We start from the raw sequence: 19,976 nt of genomic DNA on the forward strand, positions 1-19,976 counted from the left end.
CGCCGCGGTCGTCAGCCGCCCGGGAAGGGCGACGGCGCCGGGGTGCGCACGATGGCGCCGCCGGCGTCCATGGCCTTGAGCAGCCGCCCCGTCGGCGCGCGCTCGCTCACCACCGTGTCGACGCGGTCCCAGGTGGTGTAGCGGGCGGCGAAGTGCTGCCCGAACTTGGACGAATCGGCGACGATCATGGTGCGGGCGGACCGCCGCATCATCATGGAATACACCTCCGAGGCCTCGATGAGGGCGTCGCTGGCGCCCTCGTCGTCCAGGCCGCTCGCGCCGACGACGGCCCAATCGGCCCGGAAGTCCTCGAGGAAGCGCAGCGTCTGTGCGCCGTGGATGGCGCCCTCGCCCGGGTGGTAGAGGCCGGGCGTGACGATCACCTGGATGGTCGGGTTGAGCGACAGCACCGTCGCCACGCCGAAGGAGTGGGTGATGACCGTGATGCGGTTCATCTCGAAGGCGATGCGGCGCGCGACGTGAACCGTCGTCGCGCCCGAGCCGATCATGAGCAGCGAACTCCCCGCCAGCAGCGGCGCGGCCACCCGGGCGATGGCCTGGCGCTCGGTCACCAGCAGGTTGTGCCGTTCGTTGAGGCCCGGCTCCGCCGTGTTGCGCCGCACGGCGCCGCCGTAGGTGCGGGCGATCAGGCCGTCGCGCGTCAGCTCGTCGAGGTCGCGCCGCACCGTTTCGGTGGAGACGCCGAGGCGGTCCGCCAGCTCCGCGATGCGCAGGCTCGGCTGAATGTTCAACTCGTCGATGATGCGCCGCTGCCGCGCGGCCTTCTTGCTGCTCGCCATGGCGCAGACGCTACCCCAACCGTCGCAGCAGCACCAGATGCCGCGACACCTCGACACCCCCCGACCGGAGGCCCGCGATGACCTGGGACTGGAAGACCGCCTACCGCTCGTTCTACTACGAGACCGCCGAGCCGCCGGCCGACATCGTGCTCGACCCGGCGACGACGGCGCTGCTCGTCATCGACGTCCAGAACACCTACCTGCAGATACCCGACGACCCGGCGGAGGCCGCCCGGTGGCAGCCGTTTCACCGGCGTATGGCGGAGACGGTCATTCCCAACGCCGCGGCACTCATCACCGACGCCCGTCGCCGGGGCGTCGAGGTGATCCACGCCCGCATCGCCTGCCTGAAGCCGGACGGCCGCGACCGCTCGCTCAGCCAGAAGAAGCCGGGCTTCAACTACCTGTTGCTGCCGAAGGACGAGCAGCCGAGCCAGATCGTCGATGCCCTGCAGCCGGCGCCGGACGACATCGTGGTCCTCAAGACCACCGACTCCGCGCTCACCGGCACGAACCTGCGCCTGATCCTGCACAACATGGGCATCCGCACCGTCATCGTCGCCGGCATCTTCACCGACCAGTGCGTATCCTCCACCGTGCGCAGCCTGGCGGACGAGAGCTTCGACGTCCTCGTGGTCGACGATGCCTGCGCCGCCGCGACGGACGCCCTGCACCGCAACGAGCTGACGACCATCAACATGATCTACTGCCACGTCGTGCGGCGGTCGGACGTGAGCACGTTCTTCCCCGCCGCCTGAGCACGGGCTGCGGCGGAATTCCGCCCGTCTTGACCCGCGTCAAGGACGCGGCTCCTTCCGACCGTCAGGCTTGCGCCGGCAGTCACCGAACAGAAGGAGAGTGAGACGCATGCGGAAGACCCTGACCATCGCGACCCTCGCAGCGGTCGGCCTGGCGTTCGCCGGTCCGGCCGCCGCCGCCGGCGATGCCGCCGCGGGCGAGAAGGTCGCCAAGAAGTGCCTCGCCTGCCACGACCTGAGCGACGCCAAGGCCAATAAGGTCGGCCCGGCGCTGTTCGGCGTCGCCGGCGGGTCCATGGGCACGGTGGACGGCTTCAAGTACTCCGACGACTTCCTCGCCGCCGCCAAGGCCGCGGGCACGTGGGACGAAGCCGCCCTCATGGCCTACCTGGAGGATCCGACCGCCTACGTCCGCGACAAGGCGGGCGACCCCAAGGCGCGCAGCAAGATGACCTTCAAGCTGAAGGACGAAAAGGACCGCCAGGACGTCATCGCCTACCTCATGACCCTGAAGTAGGCGCGGCGGCGGCGCGGGCCGGTTCATTTGCACGGCATCGTCCGGAGGGGGCACGCTCCGGTACCGCTCCACCGCCGGTTCGGAAACGGCCGCGACCGCAAGGCGCGGCCGTTTTCCGTTTTCCCCAGCGCCGTGGTCGAAAAGAAGGCCCGGAGCAGGGGATGCTCCGGGCCTGGAACGGTCGATTTATTGGGGGAACTCCGCCCGGCCGGTGGAGAGGTCGGGAGATCGACCGGGCGTGGAAGAACCCTACGGCTGCCGTCTGGCTTGCACCTTGACGCAGGACAACTTCGCCGTTCGGCGGGGATGCATGAACCGGCGTCATTGCCTCCGCCATAGCCATGGGATTAGTGTGGCTATTCCGCGCGTCCCCCTGCGAGGCATGCATGTCGCATCATTCTTCCGCCGCCACCTTGTCCCCGTCGCTGATCGGCGGCCTTCTGCTGCGCCCGGTGCCGCTGCCGGTGCTGCGGGCGGTGGCGCGGCCGCTGCTGACGCGCGTCGTCGGCCACCTGGCGCCGCTGCTCGCCGACCGCCTGAGCGGCCTTGCCGGTACCGTCGCCATCGTGCCGGCCGGCTGGCCGGTGGCGCTGCTGCTGACCATCGGCGCCGGCGGCCTCGACGCCGACGTGACCCGCGCCGAGGGCGTGGAGGCAACCGCCGTGGTGCGGGCGCCGGTGGAGGTGCTGCTCGGCATGCTCGACGGTGCCGGCGGGCTGGACGGTGACGCCGGCCTGTTCGCCCGCCTGCTGACCATCGAGGGCGACACCGGCCTCGTCATGGCCCTGCGTTACGCCCTGGAGGACGGCGGCATCGACGCCTCCGCCCTGCTGTCCCGCCTGCCGGGGGCGGAGCGCGCCGTCGGCCTGGTGCGCCGGGTGCACGCCGCGGCGACGCACGACCTCGCGGTGCTGCAGCAGGCGGTGGTCGCGCCCCTGCGCACCGAGCTGGCGCGCCAGGAGGCCCGCCTCAGCCGCCTGGAGCAGGACGCCGCCCGCCGCCGTCGCTGATCCCCGAATCCCCGATCTTCCCGAGCCTCTCTTGTCCCCCACAGGAGCCCCCATGAGCCGACCCATCGAACTGGTCTGCCCGGCCGGAACGCCGGCGGCGCTGGCCGCCGCCGTCGAGGCGGGGGCGGACGCCGTCTATTTCGGCTTCCGCGACCGCACCAACGCCCGCAACTTCCCCGGCCTCAACTTCTCGCCCAAGGAAGCGGCGGAGGGCGTCGCCCTGTGCCGCCGCCACGGCGTGCGGCCGATGATCGCCATCAACACCTATCCGGACGCCGGCGACGAGGCCCTGTGGCAGCGCGCCGTCGACATCGCGGCGGAGGCGGGAGCGCATGCCGTCATCCTGTGCGACATGGGCCTCGCCGCCTATGCCGCGAAGCGCCATCCGGACCTGCGGCTGCACCTGTCGGTGCAGGCGGCGGCGGCCAACGAGCACGCCATCCGCTTCTACCGCGACGCCTTCGGCATCCGCCGCGTCGTGCTGCCGCGCGTGCTGACGGTGCCGCAGATCGCCGCGCTGACCCAGGCGGTGCCCGAGGTGGAGACGGAAGTCTTCGTGTTCGGCGGCCTGTGCGTCATGGCGGAAGGCCGCTGTTCCCTGTCGAGCTACGCCACCGGCCAGTCGCCCAACAAGGACGGCGTCTGCTCGCCGGCCTCGGCGGTGCGCTACGAGCAGGAGGGCGAGGTCATGGTGTCGCGGCTGGCCGGCTATACCATCAACCGCTTCGGCCCCGGCGAGCCGGCCGGCTACCCGACGCTGTGCAAGGGTCGGTTCCGGGCCATGAACCGCGACGGCCACCTGTTCGAGGACCCGACCAGCCTCGACGCCTCCACCCTGGTGCCGGACTTCGCCCGCGCCGGCGTCGCCGCCCTGAAGATCGAGGGCCGCCAGCGCGGCAAGGCCTATGTCGCGCAGGTGGTGAAGAGCCTGAAGGCCGCCATCGCCGGCACCCAGGCCGCCGCCCCGGCGGCCTTCCTGGAAGGCGGCGTCGCCACCACCGGCGCCTATACCCGCGCGTGGCAGTGAGGAGCCCGACCATGACCCAGCCGACCCTCGCCCTCGGCCCGCTGCTGTACAACTGGTCCGCCGACCGCCGCCGCGCCTTCTACTGCGGCATCGCCGAGGACAGCCCCTTCGACGTCGTCTACCTGGGCGAGACCGTGTGCGGCAAGCGCGAGCCGCTGGTCGCCGACGCCATGGCCGAGGCCGCCGAGGTGCTGTCGACGGCCGGCAAGACCGTGGTGCTGTCGACCCTCGCGCTCGCCGTCACCGAGTCGGAAGTGGATGCCCTGCGCGGCGTCGCCGCCTCGGCCGGCGAGGGCTTCCGGGTGGAGGCCAACGACGCCGGTGCCCTCGCCCTGCTGGCCGGCCGGCCGCACCGTGTCGGGCCTTACGTCAACGTCTACAACGAGGGCACCCTGACGGTGCTGGCCGAGCGCGGCGCCGAGTCGGTGTGCCTGCCGTGGGAACTGTCGGCCGACAGCCTGGCGCGGCTGGCGGAGGCGGCCGGGCGGCTCGGCATGGCGACGGAGGTGCAGGTGTTCGGCCGGGCGCCGCTCGCCATCTCGGCGCGCTGCTACCACGCCCGCGCCCACGGCCTGTCCAAGGACGGCTGCCGCTACGTCTGCGGCCAGGATGTCGAGGGGATGCCGGTGGACACGCTCGACGGCGCCGCCTTCCTGCGCGTCAACGGCACCCAGACCCAGGCCGACGCCCTGACCCTGCTGGTGCGCGAGGTGCCGGATCTGGTGGCGGCCGGGGTGACCGCCTTCCGCCTGTCGCCGCACGATCTGGACATGGGGGCGGCCGGGCGGGTCTATGCCGACCTGCTGGCCGGGCGGCTCGATCCCGTGGCGGCGGAGGATGCGCTGTTCGACCTGCTCGACGGCCGCGCCGCCGCCAACGGCTTCTACCACGGGCGGGACGGCGCGGCCTGGATCGCGGCCTGAGCGGCGCCGTCGTTCAGGCCCGGCGCGCGGCGGCGGCCACCGTCGCCGCGAACCGCCGCAGGCCGAGCGGCTTGGTCAACACCGCGTCGGCGCCGGCGTCGCGCATGTCCGCCATGTGGTCGGGGCCGGCGTAGCCGCTCATCATGATGACGGGCAGGCGGCGGGCGCGTTCCTGCTCGCGGATGGCGCGCACCAGCTCGATGCCGTTCACCGGCTCCATGCGCCAGTCGACGATGGCGACGTCCACCGGCTTGGTGGCCAGGATGTCGAGCGCGCAATCGCCGCAGCAGGCTTCCTCCACCGACCCCGGCCGGCCGAGCGCCGTCAGCAGCGTGGTGACCAGCTTGCGGATGTGCGGGTTGTCGTCGGCGACCAGCACGTTGAGGCCGTCGAGGCAGTCGTAGGGGCGGTCGGACATGGTGATCTCCCTGCGGATTTGTCGGTTATGTTCACAGGCTCCGCGAGGGGTCGAGGCCGCACCATGACGTTGGGCAAATAGATCCCGAAGCGTATACGTCGGCGCCTTTTCTCGCGTCCGGATCGACAACCTACAAATCGACTAGGGCTATTTGACCAAGGTCAAGGCCCCGTTCCCCGAGGGGCGGCATTGTCGGCAGCGTCAATGACCGCATCCCTCAGGAGGGGGCTGATAATGTCGCATTCCAAGCTCAACCGCGCGCTGGCCGGGTCGGTCGCCCTGGCGGCGCTGCTGGCGTTCTCCGCAGCGGCGGGGGCCGCCGAAACCAAGACGCACGCGCCCGACGCCGGCAAGGACGGCGGCACCACCAACACCTACGTGCCGCAGCTCGACAACATGCCGGCCGAGGTCGCGCCGAAGCCCGAGGACGCCTTCCAGCTGACGGCCGACGAACTGGCCGAGGGCAAGAAGATCTTCTTCGAGCGCTGCGCCGGCTGCCACGGCGTGCTGCGCAAGGGCGCCACCGGCCCGAACCTGGAGCCCGAGCGCACCCATGAGCTCGGCATGGATCACGTGAAGGCCTTCATCACCTACGGCAGCCCCGCCGGCATGCCCAACTGGGGCACCTCGGGCGAGCTGACCGAGACGCAGGTGGACATCATGGCGCGCTACGTCATGAACGATCCGCCGCAGCCCCCCGAGTGGGGCATGGACAAGATGAAGGAAAGCTGGGAAGTGCTGGTGAAGCCGGAAGACCGGCCGACCAAGCAGATGAACAAGCTGCCGCTCGACGACCTGTTCGCCGTCACCCTGCGCGACGCCGGCGAAGTGGCGCTCATCAACGGCAAGACGCACAAGATCGAGCAGATCGTGCCGACCGGCTATGCCGTGCACATCTCGCGCATGTCGGCCTCGGGCCGCTACGTCTACACCATCGGCCGCGACGGCCGCATCGACATGATCGACCTGTGGCCGGCCGAGCCCACCAAGGTGGCCTCCATCAAGATCGGCCTCGAGGCGCGGTCGGTGGAAACCTCCAAGATGAAGGGCTGGGAAGACAAGCTCGCCATCGCCGGCGCCTATTGGCCGCCGCAGTACGTCATCATGGACGGCGCGACGCTGGAGCCGCAGAAGATCGTCTCCACCCGCGGCATGCTCTACGACGAGCAGACCTTCCATCCGGAGCCGCGCGTCGCCTCCATCCTGGCGTCGCACTACAACCCGGAATTCATCGTCAACGTGAAGGAAACCGGCAAGGTCATCCTGGTCGACTACTCCGACCTCAAGAATCTGAAGACGGTGGAAATCGAGGCCGAGCGCTTCCTGCACGACGGCGGCCTGGACTCGACCGGGCGCTACTTCCTGGTGGCGGCCAACGCGCGCAACACCATCGCCGTGATCGACACCAAGGACCGCAACCTCGCGGCCCTGGTCGAGGTCGGCACCACGCCGCACCCCGGCCGCGGCGCCAACTTCGTGCATCCGAAGTTCGGCCCGGTGTGGGCGACCAGCCACCTCGGCGACGAGACGATCTCCATGATCGGCACCGACCCCGAGGGCCATCCGGACCACGCCTGGAAGGTGGTCGACACCATCTCCGGCCAGGGCGGCGGCTCGCTGTTCATCAAGACCCACCCGAACAGCAAGAACCTGTGGGTCGACACCCCGCTGAATTCCGACGCCGAGCTGTACCAGTCGGTGGCGGTGTTCGACACCCAGGACTTCTCCAAGGGCTACGAAGTCCTGCCCATCGCCGAATGGGCCGACCTGGGCGAGGGCGCCAAGCGCGTCGTGCAGCCGGAATACAACAAGGCCGGCGACGAGGTGTGGTTCTCCGTCTGGAACGGCAAGGAGCAGAAGTCGGCCATCGTCGTGGTCGACGACAAGACCCGCACGCTCAAGCAGGTCATCAAGGACGACCGCCTGATCACCCCGACCGGCAAGTTCAACACCTACAACACCCAGCACGACGTGTACTGAGAACGTCCTTTGGGTTTGGGGACCGCCTTGCGGTCCCCGGCCCTCAGGCGCCGGGCGGGCGCCTCCGGCGCCCCAGGCTCCCGCCGCATCCGCGGCGCCGGCCCGGTCGGGCCGGTGGGAGCACCGGCGAACCAGCGGTTCCTCGAAGAAAGACGGTTGATCCGGCCGTGCGCGGTGTCGTCGGGACGCAGGCGTGGCGGCTCTGGGGGAGAAAGACCATGCGGAAACTCGGTTGCGTGCATCTGGTCGGTGCCGGCCCGGGCGACCCCGATCTGCTGACGGTGAAGGCCGCCCGGCTGCTGGCCGAGGCCGAGGCCGTCGCCTACGACCGCCTGGTGTCGCCCGCCGTCATGGCGCTGGTGCCGGCGGCGGCGGAGCGGGTGTTCGTCGGCAAGGAAAGCGGCTGCCACCACTGCACCCAGGACGGCATCAACGACATCCTGCTCGGCCTCGCCCGCCGCTACGGCACGGTGGTCCGCCTGAAGGGCGGCGACCCCTTCGTGTTCGGGCGCGGCGGCGAGGAAGCCGAGCACCTGACGCGCCACGGCGTCGAGGTGCGGGTGGTGCCCGGCATCACCTCCGCCGCCGCCTGCGGCGCGGCCTGCGGCGTGCCGCTGACCCATCGCGGCCTCGCCACCGGCGTGCGCTTCGTCACCGGCCATGCCAAGGGCGACGCGCCGCTCGACCTCAACTGGGCGAGCCTCGCCGACCCGGAGACCACGCTGGTGGTCTACATGGGCCTCGCCACCCTGCCGCAGATCAGCGAGCGCCTGATCGCCCACGGCCTGCCGGCGGACACGCCGCTGCTGGCGGTGCAGAACGGCACCACGCCGCAGGAACGCCGCCTGCTCACCACCCTGCGCGACGGCCCTTACGACCTGGCGGCGGCGGCCTTCAAGGCGCCGACCCTGCTGGTCATCGGCCGGGTGGCGGCGCTGGCCGACGCGGCGCCCGCGCCCGTCGACGCGACGGTGGCCGCGACGCCGCCGCTCGCGGCCCATGCGTGAGGCGGTGGCCGCGGCCCTGGTGGCGCTGGCTCTGGCGGCGCCCGCCGCGGCATCCGACCCCCTATCCCCCGAGCGCCGGGCGGAACTGCGCGAGTTCCTGACGCAGGACTGCGGTTCCTGCCACGGCCTGACCCGCAAGGGCGGCCTCGGCAGCCCGCTCACCCCCGACGCACTCGCCGGCCGCAGCGACGCCGACCTCGCGCTCACCATCCGCGACGGCGTGCCCGGCACCCCCATGCCGCCGTGGGCTCCCCTCCTGAGCGACGCCGAGATCGCGGCGCTGGTGGAGATGCTCCGGCAAGGAGACGACCGATGATCTTCCGCCCCCTCCTCCTGGCCGGTACCGCCCTGGTGCTGTCCTTTGCCGCCCAGGCGGCCGAGTTGCGCGGCACCGGCGACCTCGGCGTCGTCGTCGAGCGCGCCGTCGGCCAGGTGGCCGTGGTCGACCGCCGGGCCAGCACCCGGCTTGCCACCGTCGCCGGCCTCGGCGACCTGTCGCACGCCTCCGTCGTGTTCGGACCGAGCGAGCGCTATGCCTACGTCTTCGGCCGCGACGGCGGCTTGACCAAGGTGGACGTGCTGACCGGCACCATCGACCGCCGCGTCGTGCAGTCGGGCAATTCCATCGGCGGCGCCATCTCGGAAGACGGCACCCTGGTCGCCGTCGCCAACTACGAGCCCGGCGGCGTCACGGTGTTCGATGCCGAGACGCTGGACCTCGTGGCCGACATTCCCGCCACGTCCATCGGCGACGGCAAGCGGTCCAAGGTGGTGGGGCTGGAAGACGCGCCGGGCAACCGCTTCGTCTTCAGCCTCTACGACACCGACGAAATCTGGATCGCCGACTTCTCCGCCGACCGCCGCAGCCCCGCCCTGACGCGGTTCGAGGCCATCGGCCGCCAGCCCTACGACGCGCTCGTGTCGGAAGACGGCCGCTGGTACATCGCCGGCCTGTTCGGCGAGGACGGCCTCGCCATGCTCGACCTGTGGCACCCCGAGACGGGCGTGCGCCGCGTGCTCGACGGCTACGGCCGCGGGCAGGAGGCGCTGCCGGTCTACAAGATGCCGCATCTGGAAGGCTGGGCGGTGGCCGGCGGCAAGGCCTGGCTGCCCGCCATCGGCCGCCACTCGGTGCTGGTGGTCGACCTCGACACCTGGGAGCAGGTGGCCGAGATACCCGTCCACGGCCAGCCGGTCTTCGTCATGGCGCGGCCGGGCGGGCGGCACGTGTGGGTCAACTTCGCCCTGCCCGACAACGGCACGGTGCAGGTCATCGACACCGAACGCCTGGCCGTCGCCGATACCCTCGAACCCGGCCCCGGCGTGCTGCACATGGAATTCACCCCGCGCGGCGACCGCGTGTGGCTGTCGGTGCGCGACCGCGATCAGGTGCAGGTCTACGACACCGAGACGCGCGAGAAGCTCGCCACCCTGCCGGCCGACAAGCCCTCGGGCATCTTCTTCACCAGCCGCGCCCACCGGATCGGACTGTAGATCATGCAGACTGCATATGACTTCGACACGCGGCTGCTCAACCTCTCGCAGCACGACTTCCCGCTGACGCCGCGCCCCTATGCCGCGCTCGCCGCCCGCCTCGGCGTCACCGAGCGGGTGGTGCTGGACGCCTTCCGCCTCATGCGCGAGGAGGGTTTGCTGTCGCGCATCGGCGCCGTCTACCGTCCGGGCTCGGTCGGCGCCTCGTGCCTCGCTGCGCTGAAGGTGCCGGAGGATCGCCTGGAGGCGGTGGCGGCCATGGTCTCGGGCTTCGCCGAGGTCAACCACAACTACCGGCGCGACCACGCCTGGAACCTGTGGTTCGTGGTCACCGCGCCATCGGTGGCGCGGCGCGACGCCGTGCTGCTGCTCATCGAGGAGGAAGCCGGCCTGCCGGTCCTGCGCCTGCCCATGGTGGAGGACTATCACCTCGATCTGGGGTTCGCGCTGTCATGACCGAGATCACCGCACCGCGCGACACCGCCCCGCTCACCGACCCCCGCGACCTCGCCCTGGTGGCGGAGCTGCGCGGCGGGCTGCCGCTCACCTCCCGCCCCTACGCCGACCTCGGCGCCCGCCTCGGCATGTCGGAAGCCGAAGTCCTCGGCCGGCTGAAGGCGCTGACAGAGGGCGGCGTCATCCGCCGCTTCGGCGCCATCGTCCGCCACCACGAGGCCGGCTACACCGCCAATGCCATGGTGGTGATCGACGTGCCCGACGACCGCGTCGCCGCCGCCGGCCGCCTGCTGGCGCTGGAGGAGGGGGTGACGCTGTGCTACCGCCGTGTCCGCGCCCTGCCGGACTGGCCGTACAACCTCTACGCCATGGTCCACGGCCGCGACCGCGCCGTGGTGCAGGCGGCGGTGGAGGACATGCTGCGCCGCCAGGGCCTCGCCGGCCTGCCGCACGCGGTGCTGTTCTCCACCCGTCGGTTCAAGCAGACGGGCGGCCGTTACGGTCGCCCGCAGCAGGAGGCGAGAGCATGACCACCGCCGCGCCCGACCTCGACCGCATCGACCGTGCCATCATCAACGCCCTGCAGGGCGGCTTCCCCCTGTGCGACCGGCCCTATGCCGCCGCCGCCGCGCCGCTCGGCCTGTCGGAGGCGGAGCTGATCGAGCGGCTGGCGTCCCTGCGCACTCGCGGCGTGCTGACCCGCTTCGGCCCCCTGTGGAAGCCGGAGGCGCTGGGCGGCGAGGCGGTGCTGGCCGCCATGACCGTGCCCGCCGACCGCTTCGACGAGGTCGCCGGGCAGGTCAACGCCTTCCCGGAGGTCGCCCACAACTACGCCCGCGACCATGCCCTCAACATGTGGTTCGTGGTCGCTGCCGAGACGCCGGAGCGGGCGCGGGCGGCGTGCGACGAGATCGCCGCCGCGACGGGCTTGGCCGTGCTGCCGCTGCCCAAGCTGCACGAGTTCCACCTCGACCTGAGGCTCGTCGCATGATGACCCAGCCGATCCTGCTCGACGCCACCGACCGCGCCATCGTCACCGCGACGCAAGACGGGCTGCCGCTGGTGCCCGACCCCTACGGCGCCGTCGCCGACAGGGTCGGCACGACGACCGAGGACGTGCTCGCCCGCATGGCCCGCATGCTGGCCGCCGGCGTCATCCGTCGCATCGGGGCGGTGCCCAACCACTACCGCCTCGGCTTCCGCGCCAACGGCATGACCGTGTGGGACGTCGACGACGCCCGCGTCATGGCGTTGGGGGAAGCGGTGGGGGCGTTGCCCTTCGTCAGCCACTGCTACCTGCGCCCGCGCCTGCCCGAGGTTTGGCCCTACAACCTGTTCGCCATGGTGCACGGCCACGACCGCGACGAGGCGGAAGCCCAGGCGGCCGAGATCCGGGCGTTGCTGGGCGACGCCTGCCGCGGCGGCGAGATCCTCTATTCCACCAAGATCCTGAAAAAGACCGGCCTGCGCCTGCGCATGGCGTCCGCTCTGGGAGGCTGACCATGTTCCGCCTGTCGCGCTACGTTTCCGCCCTGGTGGCCGCCGAGGAAGGCCGGGCGCCGGCCGCCCCGTCCCGCCGTGTCGCGCCGGGGCCGGGCGCCGGCGAGGCCTCGGGGCCCGTCGTCATCTGGAACCTCATCCGCCGCTGCAACCTGACCTGCCGGCACTGCTACGCCCTGTCGGCCGACAAGGACTTCGCCGGCGAGCTGAGCACGGACGAAGCCTTCACCGTCATGGACGACCTGAAGGCCTTCCGCGTGCCGGTGCTCATCCTGTCGGGCGGCGAGCCGCTGCTGCGCCCCGACATCTGGCGCATCGCGACGCGCGCCAAGATGATGGGCTTCTACGTCGGCCTGTCGACCAACGGCACCCTCATCGACGAGGACAACATCCACCGCCTCCAGACCGTCGGCTTCGACTACGTCGGCATCAGCCTCGACGGCCTGGCGGCGACGCACGACCACTTCCGCCGCAAGGACGGCGCCTTCGCCGCGAGCCTGAAGGCCATCCGCCTGTGCCGCGACCACGGCATCAAGGTCGGCATCCGCTTCTGCCCGACCAGGGACACGGCGCAGGACCTGCCGGCGCTGCTCGATCTGGCGGACGCCGAAGGCATCGACAAGGTCTACGTCACGCACCTGAACTATGCCGGGCGCGGCAACCACAACCGCCGCGACGACGCCCACCACGCCCTCACCCGCCGCACCATGGACCTGCTGTTCGAGCGCTGCCTCGCCGACGTGCGGGCCGGCCGGACGCGCGAATACGTCACCGGCAACAACGATGCCGACGGCGTCTACCTGCTCAAGTGGGCGGAACGGCGCTTCCCGGCGCAGGCGCCCATGCTGCGTCGGCGGCTGGAGGCCTGGGGCGGCAATGCGTCCGGCGTCAACGTCGCCAATATCGACAACCTGGGCAACGTCCACCCCGACACCATGTGGTGGACCCATACGCTCGGCAACGTGCGCAAGCGGCCGTTCTCCGACATCTGGATGGACACCTCCGACCCGCTCATGGCCGGGCTCAAGCAGCGGCCGCGCGCCGTCGGCGGGCGCTGCGGCGCCTGTGCCTTCCAGGCCATCTGCAACGGCAACACCCGCACCCGCGCCTTCCAGCTGACGGGCGACGCCTGGGCGGAAGATCCCGGCTGCTACCTGGACGACGACGAGATCGGCGTCACCGGCGGCGGGCCGCGCGTGCAGCTGACCTCCTTCGGCGAGACCCGGCGGCGCGCCGCCGTGGCGGGAGCATGATCATGCGCCTTGCATCTGTTCTCGCGACGGGCTTCGCCCTGCTGGCGCCGCTCGCCGTCCAGGCCGCCGAGCCCGACGCGGCGCGGCTCTATACGGAAACCTGCGCCGCCTGCCACGGCGGCGACCGGCTGGGCGCCATCGGCCCGGCGCTGCTGCCGCAGAACCTCGGGCGGCTCAAGCCGGCGGAGGCGAAGGAGATCATCCTGCACGGCCGCCCGGCGACCCAGATGCCCGGCTTCGCCGACCAGCTGTCGGAGGCCGACGCCGAGGCGCTGGCCGCCTACATCTTCGCCGTGCCCGAGAGCATGCCGCAATGGGGCATGGCCGAGATCGCCGCCAGCCACGTCCTGCATGCCGACCCCGCCGCGCTGCCCGACCGCCCGACCCACGCCAGCGACCTGATGAACCTGTTCGCGGTGGTGGAGAGCGGCGACCATCACGTCACCATCCTCGACGGCGACCGCTTCGAACCCATCGACCGCTTCCGGAGCCGCTTCGCCCTGCACGGCGGCATCAAGTATTCCCCCGACGGCCGCTTCGCCTACATGGCGAGCCGCGACGGCTGGGTGTCGGTCTACGACATGTGGACGCTGCAGATGGTGGCCGAGGTGCGAGCCGGCATCAACACCCGCAACATCGCCGTCTCCGGCGACGGCAAGTGGGTGGCGGTCGGCAACATGGTGCCGGCGAGCGTGGTGATCCTGAACGCCCGCGACCTGTCGCCGCACACGGTGATCCCGGTCATCGGCGACAAGGGGGCGGAAAGCCGGGTCTCGGCGGTCTACGCCGCCCCGCCGCGCGGCAGCTTCATCGTGGCGCTGAAGGATCTGCCGGAGGTGTGGGAAATCCCCTACGTCACGCCGAAGAAGCCCTATTACCCCGGTCTCGTCCACAACTACGAGCCGGGCATGGTGGAGGCCCTGGACGTGCGCGACCAGGCCTTCCAGGTGCGGCGCATCAAGCTCGACGACTACCTGGACGATTTCTTCTTCGACCAGGGCTACGAGAACCTCATGGGCGCGGCGCGCAACGGCAGGAACGGGCAGGTGGTGAACCTGATCGTCGGGCGGAAGATCGCCGACATTCCCCTGTCCGGCATGCCGCACCTGGGCTCGGGCATCACTTTCGACTGGAACGGCCGGCGCGTCATGGCCTCGCCGAACCTGAAGGAGAACAAGATCTCCGTCATCGACATGACGACGTGGCAGACGGTGAAGGAGCTGGAAACCCTCGGCCCCGGCTTCTTCATGCGCAGCCACGAGAAGGCGCCCTACGCCTTCGCCGACGTCTTCTTCGGCCCCAACAAGGACGCCGTGCACGTCATCGACAAGACGACGCTGGAGATCGTCGAGACCCTCCGCCTGGAGCCCGGCAAGACCGTGGCGCACGCCGAGTTCACCGAGGACGGCCGCCACGTGCTGCTGTCGGTGATGGAGGACGACGGCGCGCTCATCGTGCTCGACGCCGCCACGCTGGAGGAAGTGAAGCGCCTGCCCATGCGCCGGCCGGTCGGCAAGTACAACGTGGCGAACAAGATCCGCTACGAGGAAGGCACCAGCCATTGAGGGCGGCTGCCGGGGGCGTTCCGCGCCGCCGGCGCCGCGTCAGCCGGTGCGGCCGAAGGACTCGACCGGGGCACCGGCGTCTTCCGGGCGGCTGAGCGGGTCGGCGGCGGGCAGGGTGACGTGGAAGGTCGAGCCCTCGCCCGGCCGCGAGTCCACCCAGATGCGGCCGCCGTGGCGGTCGACGATCTTCTTGGCGATGGCGAGGCCGATGCCCGTGCCGGAGTAGCGCTCGCGGCCGTGCAGGCGCTGGAAGATCAGGAAGATGCGCTCGTAGTGCGCCGGATCGATGCCGATGCCGTTGTCGGCCACCGAGACGCGCCACTGGTCGCCCTCGGGCTCCACCATCACGCGCACCTGCGGCCGCCGGTCGGGGTGGCGGTACTTCAGCGCGTTGCCGACCAGGTTCTGGAACAGCCGCACCAGTTCCGTCGGGTCGCCGAGCACCTCGGGCAGGGCGCCGTCGGACGGTACCTCGACCGTCGCCTCGGTCTCCTGCACGGTCACCCGCAGGTTGCCGAGCGCCTGGCGCAGCACCGTCGCCATGGCGACGGCGGATAGCGGCTTGCCGCTGCGGCCGATGCGCGAATATTCCAGCAGGTCCTGGATCAGCCGCTGCATGCGCGCCGCGCCCTCGACGGCGTGGTGGATGAACTCGTCCGCCGTCGGGTCGATGCGGCCGCGGTAGCGCCGTTCCAGCAGCTGCAGGTAGCTGGTGATCATGCGCAGCGGTTCCTGCAGGTCGTGGCTGGCGACGTAGGCGAACTGCTCCAGCTCGCGGTTGGACTCCGCCAGTTCCTTCACCAGCTCCGACAGCCGTTCCTCCACCCGCTTGCGGTCGGTGATGTCGGAGCGGATGCCGATGAAGCGGCCTTCCGGCGTGCGCCGCTCGCGCACCAGATGCCAGCGGCCTTCGGCGGTATACAGCTCGAAGGGCTCGGGGCTCGGGTTGTGCAGGCGGCGGCGGCGCTTCTCGATGTAGGCCTGCGGGTCGGTGCGGGCGACCGGGTCGGCCACCACCCGCGGCGGCGACATGGACAGCTTCACCACGTCGTCGAAGGGGCGGCCGCGCATGGCCTCCAGCGGCGGGATGTACCAGAAGAAATCGCGGTAGGCCTGGTTGAAGAACAGGATGGTGTCGTCGGTGTCGAACAGCACCAGCGCGTCGGGAATGCAGTCCAGCGCCTCGCGCAGCAGCCGCTCGGTGCGGTGGGCTTCCATGTCTTCGGTGACGTCGACGCCGCACAGCCGGATGGCGGCGGAGCCCTGCCAGGTCACCGGCTCGGCGCTCCAGTCGATCCAGCGCGGCCCCCGGAGGGTGCGGGCGGGCAGGCGGCGGTCGCAGCGGTTGCGGCCGGCGGCGACGGCGGCGAGCAGGCCGGCGAGGTCGTCGCGCGCCTCGGGCGCCGCCATCTCGAGCACGCAGGTGGGCGGCGGGTCGGACACGGCGGCCAGCAGCGCCCGGGCCGCGCCATTGGCCCACAGCACCGCCCCCTCCGCCGCGGCCACCACGATCGGCTGCGGCAGGCGGTCCATCATGTCGCGAAAAACGTCGCCGTCCTGCGCCATTCTCGCCGTCGCGGCCCTCACGCTGTGTCCGGTCGGTCACCGGTTACCGGAGCGTATCAGCAGGCGCCCGGCATATGAACGCGAAAGTTCCGCGCATATCTTCCCGCAGGGGTAAGCGTGGCGCGTTCTTTCAGCGTGCCGGACTGCCAGAGGTGTTGCCCTTACCCCTTCGCGGGCCGTAACATGGGGTACGACGTCTGGCGGATGTTCCGCCTCCGGGGGAGACGTAGGGGAAGCGGATGGCCGCCACTCGATGAGCACCGAGAGCGTGAAGCAGGGCCGCGCGCCGCGCACGGCGCCCGGGCTCGATCTCGTTCCTCCGTCCGAGGTGCTGCACAGCGCGCTCGACGGCGCTCCCGAGGCTTTGGTCGTACTCGATGCCGGCGGTACCATCCTGGCGTTCAACCGGGCGGCGGCGGCCCTGCTCGGGCGCGAGAGCGCGGCGGTGGTGGGCGCGCCGGTGGACGTGCTGCTGACCATTCCCGACGGCGGCCTCGATCTCTTCCTCGGCGACACGCCCGACACGGTGGAAGCCGGCGGGCGGCGCTTCCTGCCGCTGGTGGCGGGCGACGGCCGCACCCTGACCTGCGAGATCACCATCGGCGTGGCCGAGCCGGCGCCCGGCGGCCGTCTGTTCGTCTGCACCCTGCGCGACGCGACGCTCGCCTTCGCCGGCCTGGGCGAGGCCTGGGACGGGGCGGAGGAGCGGCTGGGGTCGCTGGCCGCCAACATGCCGGGCATCATCTTCCAGCGCGTCATGCAGCCCGACGGCACGCTCTACTACCCGTTCTTCTCGGCCGGGGTGCGCGACCTGCTCGGCTACGACCCCGAGGACATGCGCCTCGCCCGCGACGGCTGCCTGGACGCCATCCACTGGGCCGACCGCGACCGCTACATGACCGCCCTGCGCCGCTCGGCCGAGGATCTGGCGGTCTATACCGAGGAATTCCGCGCCATCGCCGCCAGCGGCGAGGTGAAGTGGCTGTCGGGCACGGCGCGCCCCGAGCGCATGCCCAACGGCGACATCCTGTGGGACGGCGTGCTGATCGACGTCACCGACCGCATGCGCGCCGAGCAGCGGCTGGAAATGATCATGGATCATGCCGCCGACTGCATCATCACCATCGGGGAGAACGGCCTGATCGAGACGGTGAACGCCGCCACCAGCCAGACCTTCGGCTTTACCGAGGACGAACTGGTCGGCCGCAACGTCGCCGTGCTCATGCCGCCGGCCCACAAGGACCGCCACCAGGGCTACATCCGCCGCTACCTCGGCACCGGCGAGGGCTCCATCCTCGGCACCGGCGCGCGCGAGCTGGAAGGCATGCGCAAGGACGGTTCGGTCTTCCCTATCGAGCTGTCGCTGTCGGAAGTGCTGAGCGAGGGGCGCCGCGTCTTCATCGCCGTGCTGCGCGACATCGCCGCCCGCAAGGCGACCGAACGCGCCCTGCACGAAACGGAACAGCGCCTGCGCACCATCGCCGACAACATCAACGGCATGGTGTTCCAGCGCATGCTGCGGCCCGACGGCAGCGTCAGCTACACCTACGTCAACGAAGGGGCGAAGAGGCTCTTCGACATCGACCCCGAAGACATGATGGGCGATTCCGCCCTGTTCCTCGAGCGGGTCAACGCCGACGACCGCGCCGCCTTCATGGAAGCGCTGAGCCGCTCCAGCCGGACCATGGAACCGGTGGAACTGGACGTGCGCGTCACCCATCGCTCCGGCGAGGAGCGCTGGCTGCGCTCGTGGTCGCGGCCGCGCAAGCTCGACGACGGGCAGATCGCCTGGGACGGCGTGGCGCTCGACGTCACCGACCGCAAGCGGGCGGAGGAACGGTTGATGTTCCTCGCCTACTACGACCCGATGACCGGCCTCGGCAACCGCACCCTGTTCCTGGAGCGCTTCCACCGCGCGCGGGCGCAGGCCAACCGGGAACAGTCGTGGATCGGCTTCCTGTCCATGGGGCTCGACCGCTTCTCCATCATCAACGCCACCCTCGGCCATTCCGTGGGCGACCGCGTGCTGAAGGCGGTGGCGGAGCGGCTGGCCGGCAGCTGCGGCCACAACGACGTGCTGTGCCGCGCCGGCGGCGACCGCTTCATGGCGCTTCTGCCGGGCATCGCCACGCTCGCCGACGTGTTCGAGGCGGTGGAGCGCATCCAGACCGCCTTCGCCCAGCCCATCGCCATCGACGGGCAGGAGTTCGACCTCACGCTCTCCATCGGCGCCAGCATCTATCCGCGCGACGGCGACTCGGCGGAAACCCTCATCATGCACGCCGACGCCGCGCTCAACCGGGCGAAGGCGCAGGGGCCGGGCAGCTTCCAGCTGTTCAACGAGGAGATGGGCCAGCGGGCGGTGCAGACGCTCGCCATGCAGGCCCGCCTGCGCCGCGCCATCGAGAACCAGGAATTCGTCGCCTACTTCCAGCCGCAGGTCGACGTGCGCACCGGCGCCTTCGTCGGCATGGAGGCGCTGGCCCGCTGGCTGAGCCCGGAACGGGGCCTGGTGCCGCCGGGCGACTTCATCCCGGTGGCCGAGGAAACCGGCCTCATCGACGCCATCTGCGACCTCGTGCTCAACGACGCCTGCCGCTGGACCAAGGCCTGGCACGATGCCGGCCTGCCGCAGGTGCCGGTGGCGGTGAACATCTCCGGCCGCCAGTTCCACAACTCCCGCCGCCTCATGCAGACGGTGGAGGACGCCCTGGAGCGCACGGGCCTCGACCCGCGGTTCCTGGAACTGGAGCTGACGGAAAGTTCGGCCATGACCGACCCGGAGAACGCCATCGCCGTGGTGCGCAAGCTGCGCGACCGCGGCGTCGCGTCGTCCATCGACGACTTCGGCACGGGCTATTCGTCGCTGTCGGTGTTGAAGCGCTTCCCCATCCGCAAGCTGAAGATCGACCGCAGCTTCGTGCGCGACGTCACGACGGACGCCAACGACGCCGCCATCGTCTGCGCCATGATCGCCATGGCGGCGGCGCTGAACCTGAAGGTGGTGGCCGAGGGCGTCGAGACCGACGAGCACCTGGACTTCCTGCACGGCGTCGGCTGCGACAGCATCCAGGGCTACCTGGTCGCCAAGCCGCTGCCTGCCACCGAAATGGAAGCCCTGTTCCGCCAGGGCTCGCCGCTGAAGCCGCGCTGAAGCGTTCCGGCTTTTACTGAACCAGCCCCTGACCCTGCTGCCCCTGGCCTTCCTGGGCGACCAGGGCGGCGCGTTCGCGGGCCATGCGCTGGTCCATGGCCGTCAGCGCCGCCTGATACGCCCGCTCCGCCTGCGCCAGTTCGTCGAGGTAGGCCTGCTTGGCGACACCCGGCGCCACGCCGCGCTTGAGCGCCGCCGCGTACTGGGCGAAGGCGCGGTCGCCGGCGTCGCGGTACTCGGCTTCCAGCCGCACCTGATCCTGCGCCCGTTCCGCCTCCAGCTGGTTCAGCGACTGGATGTTGCGCGCCTGCAGCGCTTCCAGCGCCGCGCGGTCGGCCGACTGGGCGAGGGCGAAGGACACCGGCACGGCGGCACAGCCGACCAGCACGGCGATGACGGCGAGATCGGCGAGGTGGCGACGCAGGGACATGGCGGGCTCCTCCGGCTGAGGGATGGTGGGAACGAATCGCGCTACGGGCTTACTGTGGCGATGAATTTAGCCGGAAAAAAGGCGCCGCCCTCGGAAAAGAAGGGCGGCGCCGTGATCA

The 19,976-nt window shown here is 70.9% G+C and carries 20 protein-coding genes; 16 read left to right on the forward strand and 4 right to left on the reverse strand.

What is annotated here, in order from left to right:
• Positions 1 to 11 precede the first annotated feature (11 nt).
• A complete protein-coding gene (locus CRP50_RS05215; protein WP_097277934.1) occupies positions 12 to 800 on the reverse strand; it encodes a DeoR/GlpR family DNA-binding transcription regulator in 789 nt (262 codons plus the stop codon).
• 77 nt (positions 801 to 877) lie between these two features.
• Between CRP50_RS05215 and CRP50_RS05220 the strand changes: the two genes are divergently transcribed.
• The 5 genes from CRP50_RS05220 to ubiV all read left to right on the forward strand — a co-directional run bounded on the left by CRP50_RS05220 (position 878) and on the right by ubiV (position 5,035).
• Positions 878 to 1,558, forward strand: coding sequence for a cysteine hydrolase family protein (locus tag CRP50_RS05220; protein WP_097277935.1), 681 nt, complete (start codon positions 878 to 880; stop codon positions 1,556 to 1,558).
• Positions 1,559 to 1,667: 109 nt separating this feature from the next.
• The gene (locus tag CRP50_RS05225; protein WP_097277936.1) at positions 1,668 to 2,075 is read left to right on the forward strand and encodes a c-type cytochrome; all 408 of its coding nucleotides are present in this window, start codon (positions 1,668 to 1,670) and stop codon (positions 2,073 to 2,075) included.
• Positions 2,076 to 2,461: 386 nt separating this feature from the next.
• A complete protein-coding gene (locus tag CRP50_RS05230) occupies positions 2,462 to 3,085 on the forward strand; it encodes an SCP2 sterol-binding domain-containing protein (protein ID WP_176525037.1) in 624 nt (207 codons plus the stop codon).
• Between the two features lie 52 nt (positions 3,086 to 3,137).
• Positions 3,138 to 4,112, forward strand: a complete 975-nt coding sequence (gene ubiU / locus CRP50_RS05235; protein ID WP_097277938.1) for a ubiquinone anaerobic biosynthesis protein UbiU — start codon at positions 3,138 to 3,140, stop codon at positions 4,110 to 4,112.
• Between the two features lie 11 nt (positions 4,113 to 4,123).
• On the forward strand, positions 4,124 to 5,035 hold the full coding sequence (ubiV, locus tag CRP50_RS05240; protein ID WP_097277939.1) for a ubiquinone anaerobic biosynthesis protein UbiV: 912 nt from the start codon (positions 4,124 to 4,126) through the stop codon (positions 5,033 to 5,035).
• A gap of 13 nt (positions 5,036 to 5,048) precedes the next feature.
• Here the strand turns inward: ubiV and CRP50_RS05245 are convergent, their stop codons facing one another.
• On the reverse strand, positions 5,049 to 5,453 hold the full coding sequence (locus CRP50_RS05245; RefSeq protein ID WP_097277940.1) for a response regulator: 405 nt from the start codon (positions 5,451 to 5,453) through the stop codon (positions 5,049 to 5,051).
• A gap of 234 nt (positions 5,454 to 5,687) precedes the next feature.
• Here CRP50_RS05245 and CRP50_RS05250 point away from each other — a divergent pair, with 234 nt between their 5' ends.
• The 10 genes from CRP50_RS05250 (at position 5,688) to CRP50_RS05295 (ending at position 14,708) form a co-directional block, all read left to right on the forward strand.
• Positions 5,688 to 7,433, forward strand: coding sequence for a nitrite reductase (locus CRP50_RS05250; protein WP_097277941.1), 1,746 nt, complete (start codon positions 5,688 to 5,690; stop codon positions 7,431 to 7,433).
• 218 nt (positions 7,434 to 7,651) lie between these two features.
• The gene (gene cobA / locus CRP50_RS05255) at positions 7,652 to 8,440 is read left to right on the forward strand and encodes a uroporphyrinogen-III C-methyltransferase (protein ID WP_097277942.1); all 789 of its coding nucleotides are present in this window, start codon (positions 7,652 to 7,654) and stop codon (positions 8,438 to 8,440) included.
• Entirely contained in the window at positions 8,433 to 8,756 is a 324-nt protein-coding gene (locus CRP50_RS05260; RefSeq protein WP_176525038.1) for a c-type cytochrome, read from the forward strand. The genes cobA and CRP50_RS05260 overlap by 8 nt, the downstream gene beginning before the upstream one ends.
• Positions 8,753 to 9,934, forward strand: coding sequence for a cytochrome D1 domain-containing protein (locus tag CRP50_RS05265; protein WP_097277943.1), 1,182 nt, complete (start codon positions 8,753 to 8,755; stop codon positions 9,932 to 9,934). The genes CRP50_RS05260 and CRP50_RS05265 overlap by 4 nt, the downstream gene beginning before the upstream one ends.
• 3 nt (positions 9,935 to 9,937) lie before the next feature.
• Complete coding sequence (locus CRP50_RS05270; protein ID WP_097277944.1) at positions 9,938 to 10,390, forward strand: Lrp/AsnC family transcriptional regulator; 453 nt, start codon at positions 9,938 to 9,940, stop codon at positions 10,388 to 10,390.
• Positions 10,387 to 10,920: an Lrp/AsnC family transcriptional regulator gene (locus tag CRP50_RS05275; RefSeq protein ID WP_097277945.1), complete on the forward strand. Its 534-nt coding sequence runs from the start codon at positions 10,387 to 10,389 to the stop codon at positions 10,918 to 10,920. Before CRP50_RS05270 ends, CRP50_RS05275 begins: the two co-directional genes overlap by 4 nt.
• Positions 10,917 to 11,381, forward strand: a complete 465-nt coding sequence (locus CRP50_RS05280) for an Lrp/AsnC family transcriptional regulator (protein ID WP_097277946.1) — start codon at positions 10,917 to 10,919, stop codon at positions 11,379 to 11,381. Before CRP50_RS05275 ends, CRP50_RS05280 begins: the two co-directional genes overlap by 4 nt.
• Positions 11,378 to 11,890: an Lrp/AsnC family transcriptional regulator gene (locus CRP50_RS05285; protein WP_322090843.1), complete on the forward strand. Its 513-nt coding sequence runs from the start codon at positions 11,378 to 11,380 to the stop codon at positions 11,888 to 11,890. The genes CRP50_RS05280 and CRP50_RS05285 overlap by 4 nt, the downstream gene beginning before the upstream one ends.
• Positions 11,891 to 11,892: 2 nt before the next feature.
• Positions 11,893 to 13,143 (forward strand): heme d1 biosynthesis radical SAM protein NirJ, encoded by a 1,251-nt coding sequence (nirJ, locus tag CRP50_RS05290; RefSeq protein WP_097277947.1) that lies wholly within the window; start codon positions 11,893 to 11,895, stop codon positions 13,141 to 13,143.
• Between the two features lie 2 nt (positions 13,144 to 13,145).
• On the forward strand, positions 13,146 to 14,708 hold the full coding sequence (locus CRP50_RS05295) for a nitrite reductase (protein WP_217991995.1): 1,563 nt from the start codon (positions 13,146 to 13,148) through the stop codon (positions 14,706 to 14,708).
• Between the two features lie 39 nt (positions 14,709 to 14,747).
• On the opposite strand, the gene CRP50_RS05300 is transcribed toward CRP50_RS05295, so the two are convergent.
• The gene (locus tag CRP50_RS05300; protein WP_097277949.1) at positions 14,748 to 16,274 is read right to left on the reverse strand and encodes a sensor histidine kinase; all 1,527 of its coding nucleotides are present in this window, start codon (positions 16,272 to 16,274) and stop codon (positions 14,748 to 14,750) included.
• A 253-nt stretch (positions 16,275 to 16,527) separates the two neighbouring features.
• On the opposite strand from CRP50_RS05300, the gene CRP50_RS05305 reads away from it, so the two are divergent.
• Positions 16,528 to 19,428, forward strand: a complete 2,901-nt coding sequence (locus tag CRP50_RS05305) for an EAL domain-containing protein (protein WP_097277950.1) — start codon at positions 16,528 to 16,530, stop codon at positions 19,426 to 19,428.
• Between the two features lie 13 nt (positions 19,429 to 19,441).
• Here the strand turns inward: CRP50_RS05305 and CRP50_RS05310 are convergent, their stop codons facing one another.
• Positions 19,442 to 19,858 carry a hypothetical protein gene (locus CRP50_RS05310; RefSeq protein WP_097277951.1) on the reverse strand — a complete coding sequence of 139 codons (417 nt, stop codon included), beginning with the start codon at positions 19,856 to 19,858 and terminating at the stop codon, positions 19,442 to 19,444.
• Positions 19,859 to 19,976 lie beyond the last annotated feature (118 nt).

The sequence above is a fragment of the Caenispirillum bisanense genome, from assembly GCF_900230255.1.
Taxonomy (GTDB): Bacteria; Pseudomonadota; Alphaproteobacteria; order Rhodospirillales; family Rhodospirillaceae; genus Caenispirillum; species Caenispirillum bisanense_A.

Excerpts from the sequence above, each read along its gene's own strand:
- cobA (WP_097277942.1), top strand. The coding sequence starts at position 7,652 with ATGCGGAAACTCGGTTGCGTGCATCTGGTCGGTGCCGGCCCGGGCGAC.
- CRP50_RS05215 (WP_097277934.1), bottom strand. The coding sequence starts at position 800 with ATGGCGAGCAGCAAGAAGGCCGCGCGGCAGCGGCGCATCATCGACGAG.
- CRP50_RS05260 (WP_176525038.1), top strand. The coding sequence starts at position 8,433 with ATGCGTGAGGCGGTGGCCGCGGCCCTGGTGGCGCTGGCTCTGGCGGCG.
- CRP50_RS05270 (WP_097277944.1), top strand. The coding sequence starts at position 9,938 with ATGCAGACTGCATATGACTTCGACACGCGGCTGCTCAACCTCTCGCAG.
- ubiV (WP_097277939.1), top strand. The coding sequence starts at position 4,124 with ATGACCCAGCCGACCCTCGCCCTCGGCCCGCTGCTGTACAACTGGTCC.
- CRP50_RS05280 (WP_097277946.1), top strand. The coding sequence starts at position 10,917 with ATGACCACCGCCGCGCCCGACCTCGACCGCATCGACCGTGCCATCATC.
- CRP50_RS05250 (WP_097277941.1), top strand. The coding sequence starts at position 5,688 with ATGTCGCATTCCAAGCTCAACCGCGCGCTGGCCGGGTCGGTCGCCCTG.
- CRP50_RS05305 (WP_097277950.1), top strand. The coding sequence starts at position 16,528 with ATGAGCACCGAGAGCGTGAAGCAGGGCCGCGCGCCGCGCACGGCGCCC.
- CRP50_RS05275 (WP_097277945.1), top strand. The coding sequence starts at position 10,387 with ATGACCGAGATCACCGCACCGCGCGACACCGCCCCGCTCACCGACCCC.
- CRP50_RS05245 (WP_097277940.1), bottom strand. The coding sequence starts at position 5,453 with ATGTCCGACCGCCCCTACGACTGCCTCGACGGCCTCAACGTGCTGGTC.
- CRP50_RS05220 (WP_097277935.1), top strand. The coding sequence starts at position 878 with ATGACCTGGGACTGGAAGACCGCCTACCGCTCGTTCTACTACGAGACC.
- CRP50_RS05300 (WP_097277949.1), bottom strand. The coding sequence starts at position 16,274 with ATGGCGCAGGACGGCGACGTTTTTCGCGACATGATGGACCGCCTGCCG.
- CRP50_RS05285 (WP_322090843.1), top strand. The coding sequence starts at position 11,378 with ATGATGACCCAGCCGATCCTGCTCGACGCCACCGACCGCGCCATCGTC.
- CRP50_RS05225 (WP_097277936.1), top strand. The coding sequence starts at position 1,668 with ATGCGGAAGACCCTGACCATCGCGACCCTCGCAGCGGTCGGCCTGGCG.
- nirJ (WP_097277947.1), top strand. The coding sequence starts at position 11,893 with ATGTTCCGCCTGTCGCGCTACGTTTCCGCCCTGGTGGCCGCCGAGGAA.
- CRP50_RS05230 (WP_176525037.1), top strand. The coding sequence starts at position 2,462 with ATGTCGCATCATTCTTCCGCCGCCACCTTGTCCCCGTCGCTGATCGGC.
- CRP50_RS05265 (WP_097277943.1), top strand. The coding sequence starts at position 8,753 with ATGATCTTCCGCCCCCTCCTCCTGGCCGGTACCGCCCTGGTGCTGTCC.
- CRP50_RS05310 (WP_097277951.1), bottom strand. The coding sequence starts at position 19,858 with ATGTCCCTGCGTCGCCACCTCGCCGATCTCGCCGTCATCGCCGTGCTG.
- CRP50_RS05295 (WP_217991995.1), top strand. The coding sequence starts at position 13,146 with ATGCGCCTTGCATCTGTTCTCGCGACGGGCTTCGCCCTGCTGGCGCCG.
- ubiU (WP_097277938.1), top strand. The coding sequence starts at position 3,138 with ATGAGCCGACCCATCGAACTGGTCTGCCCGGCCGGAACGCCGGCGGCG.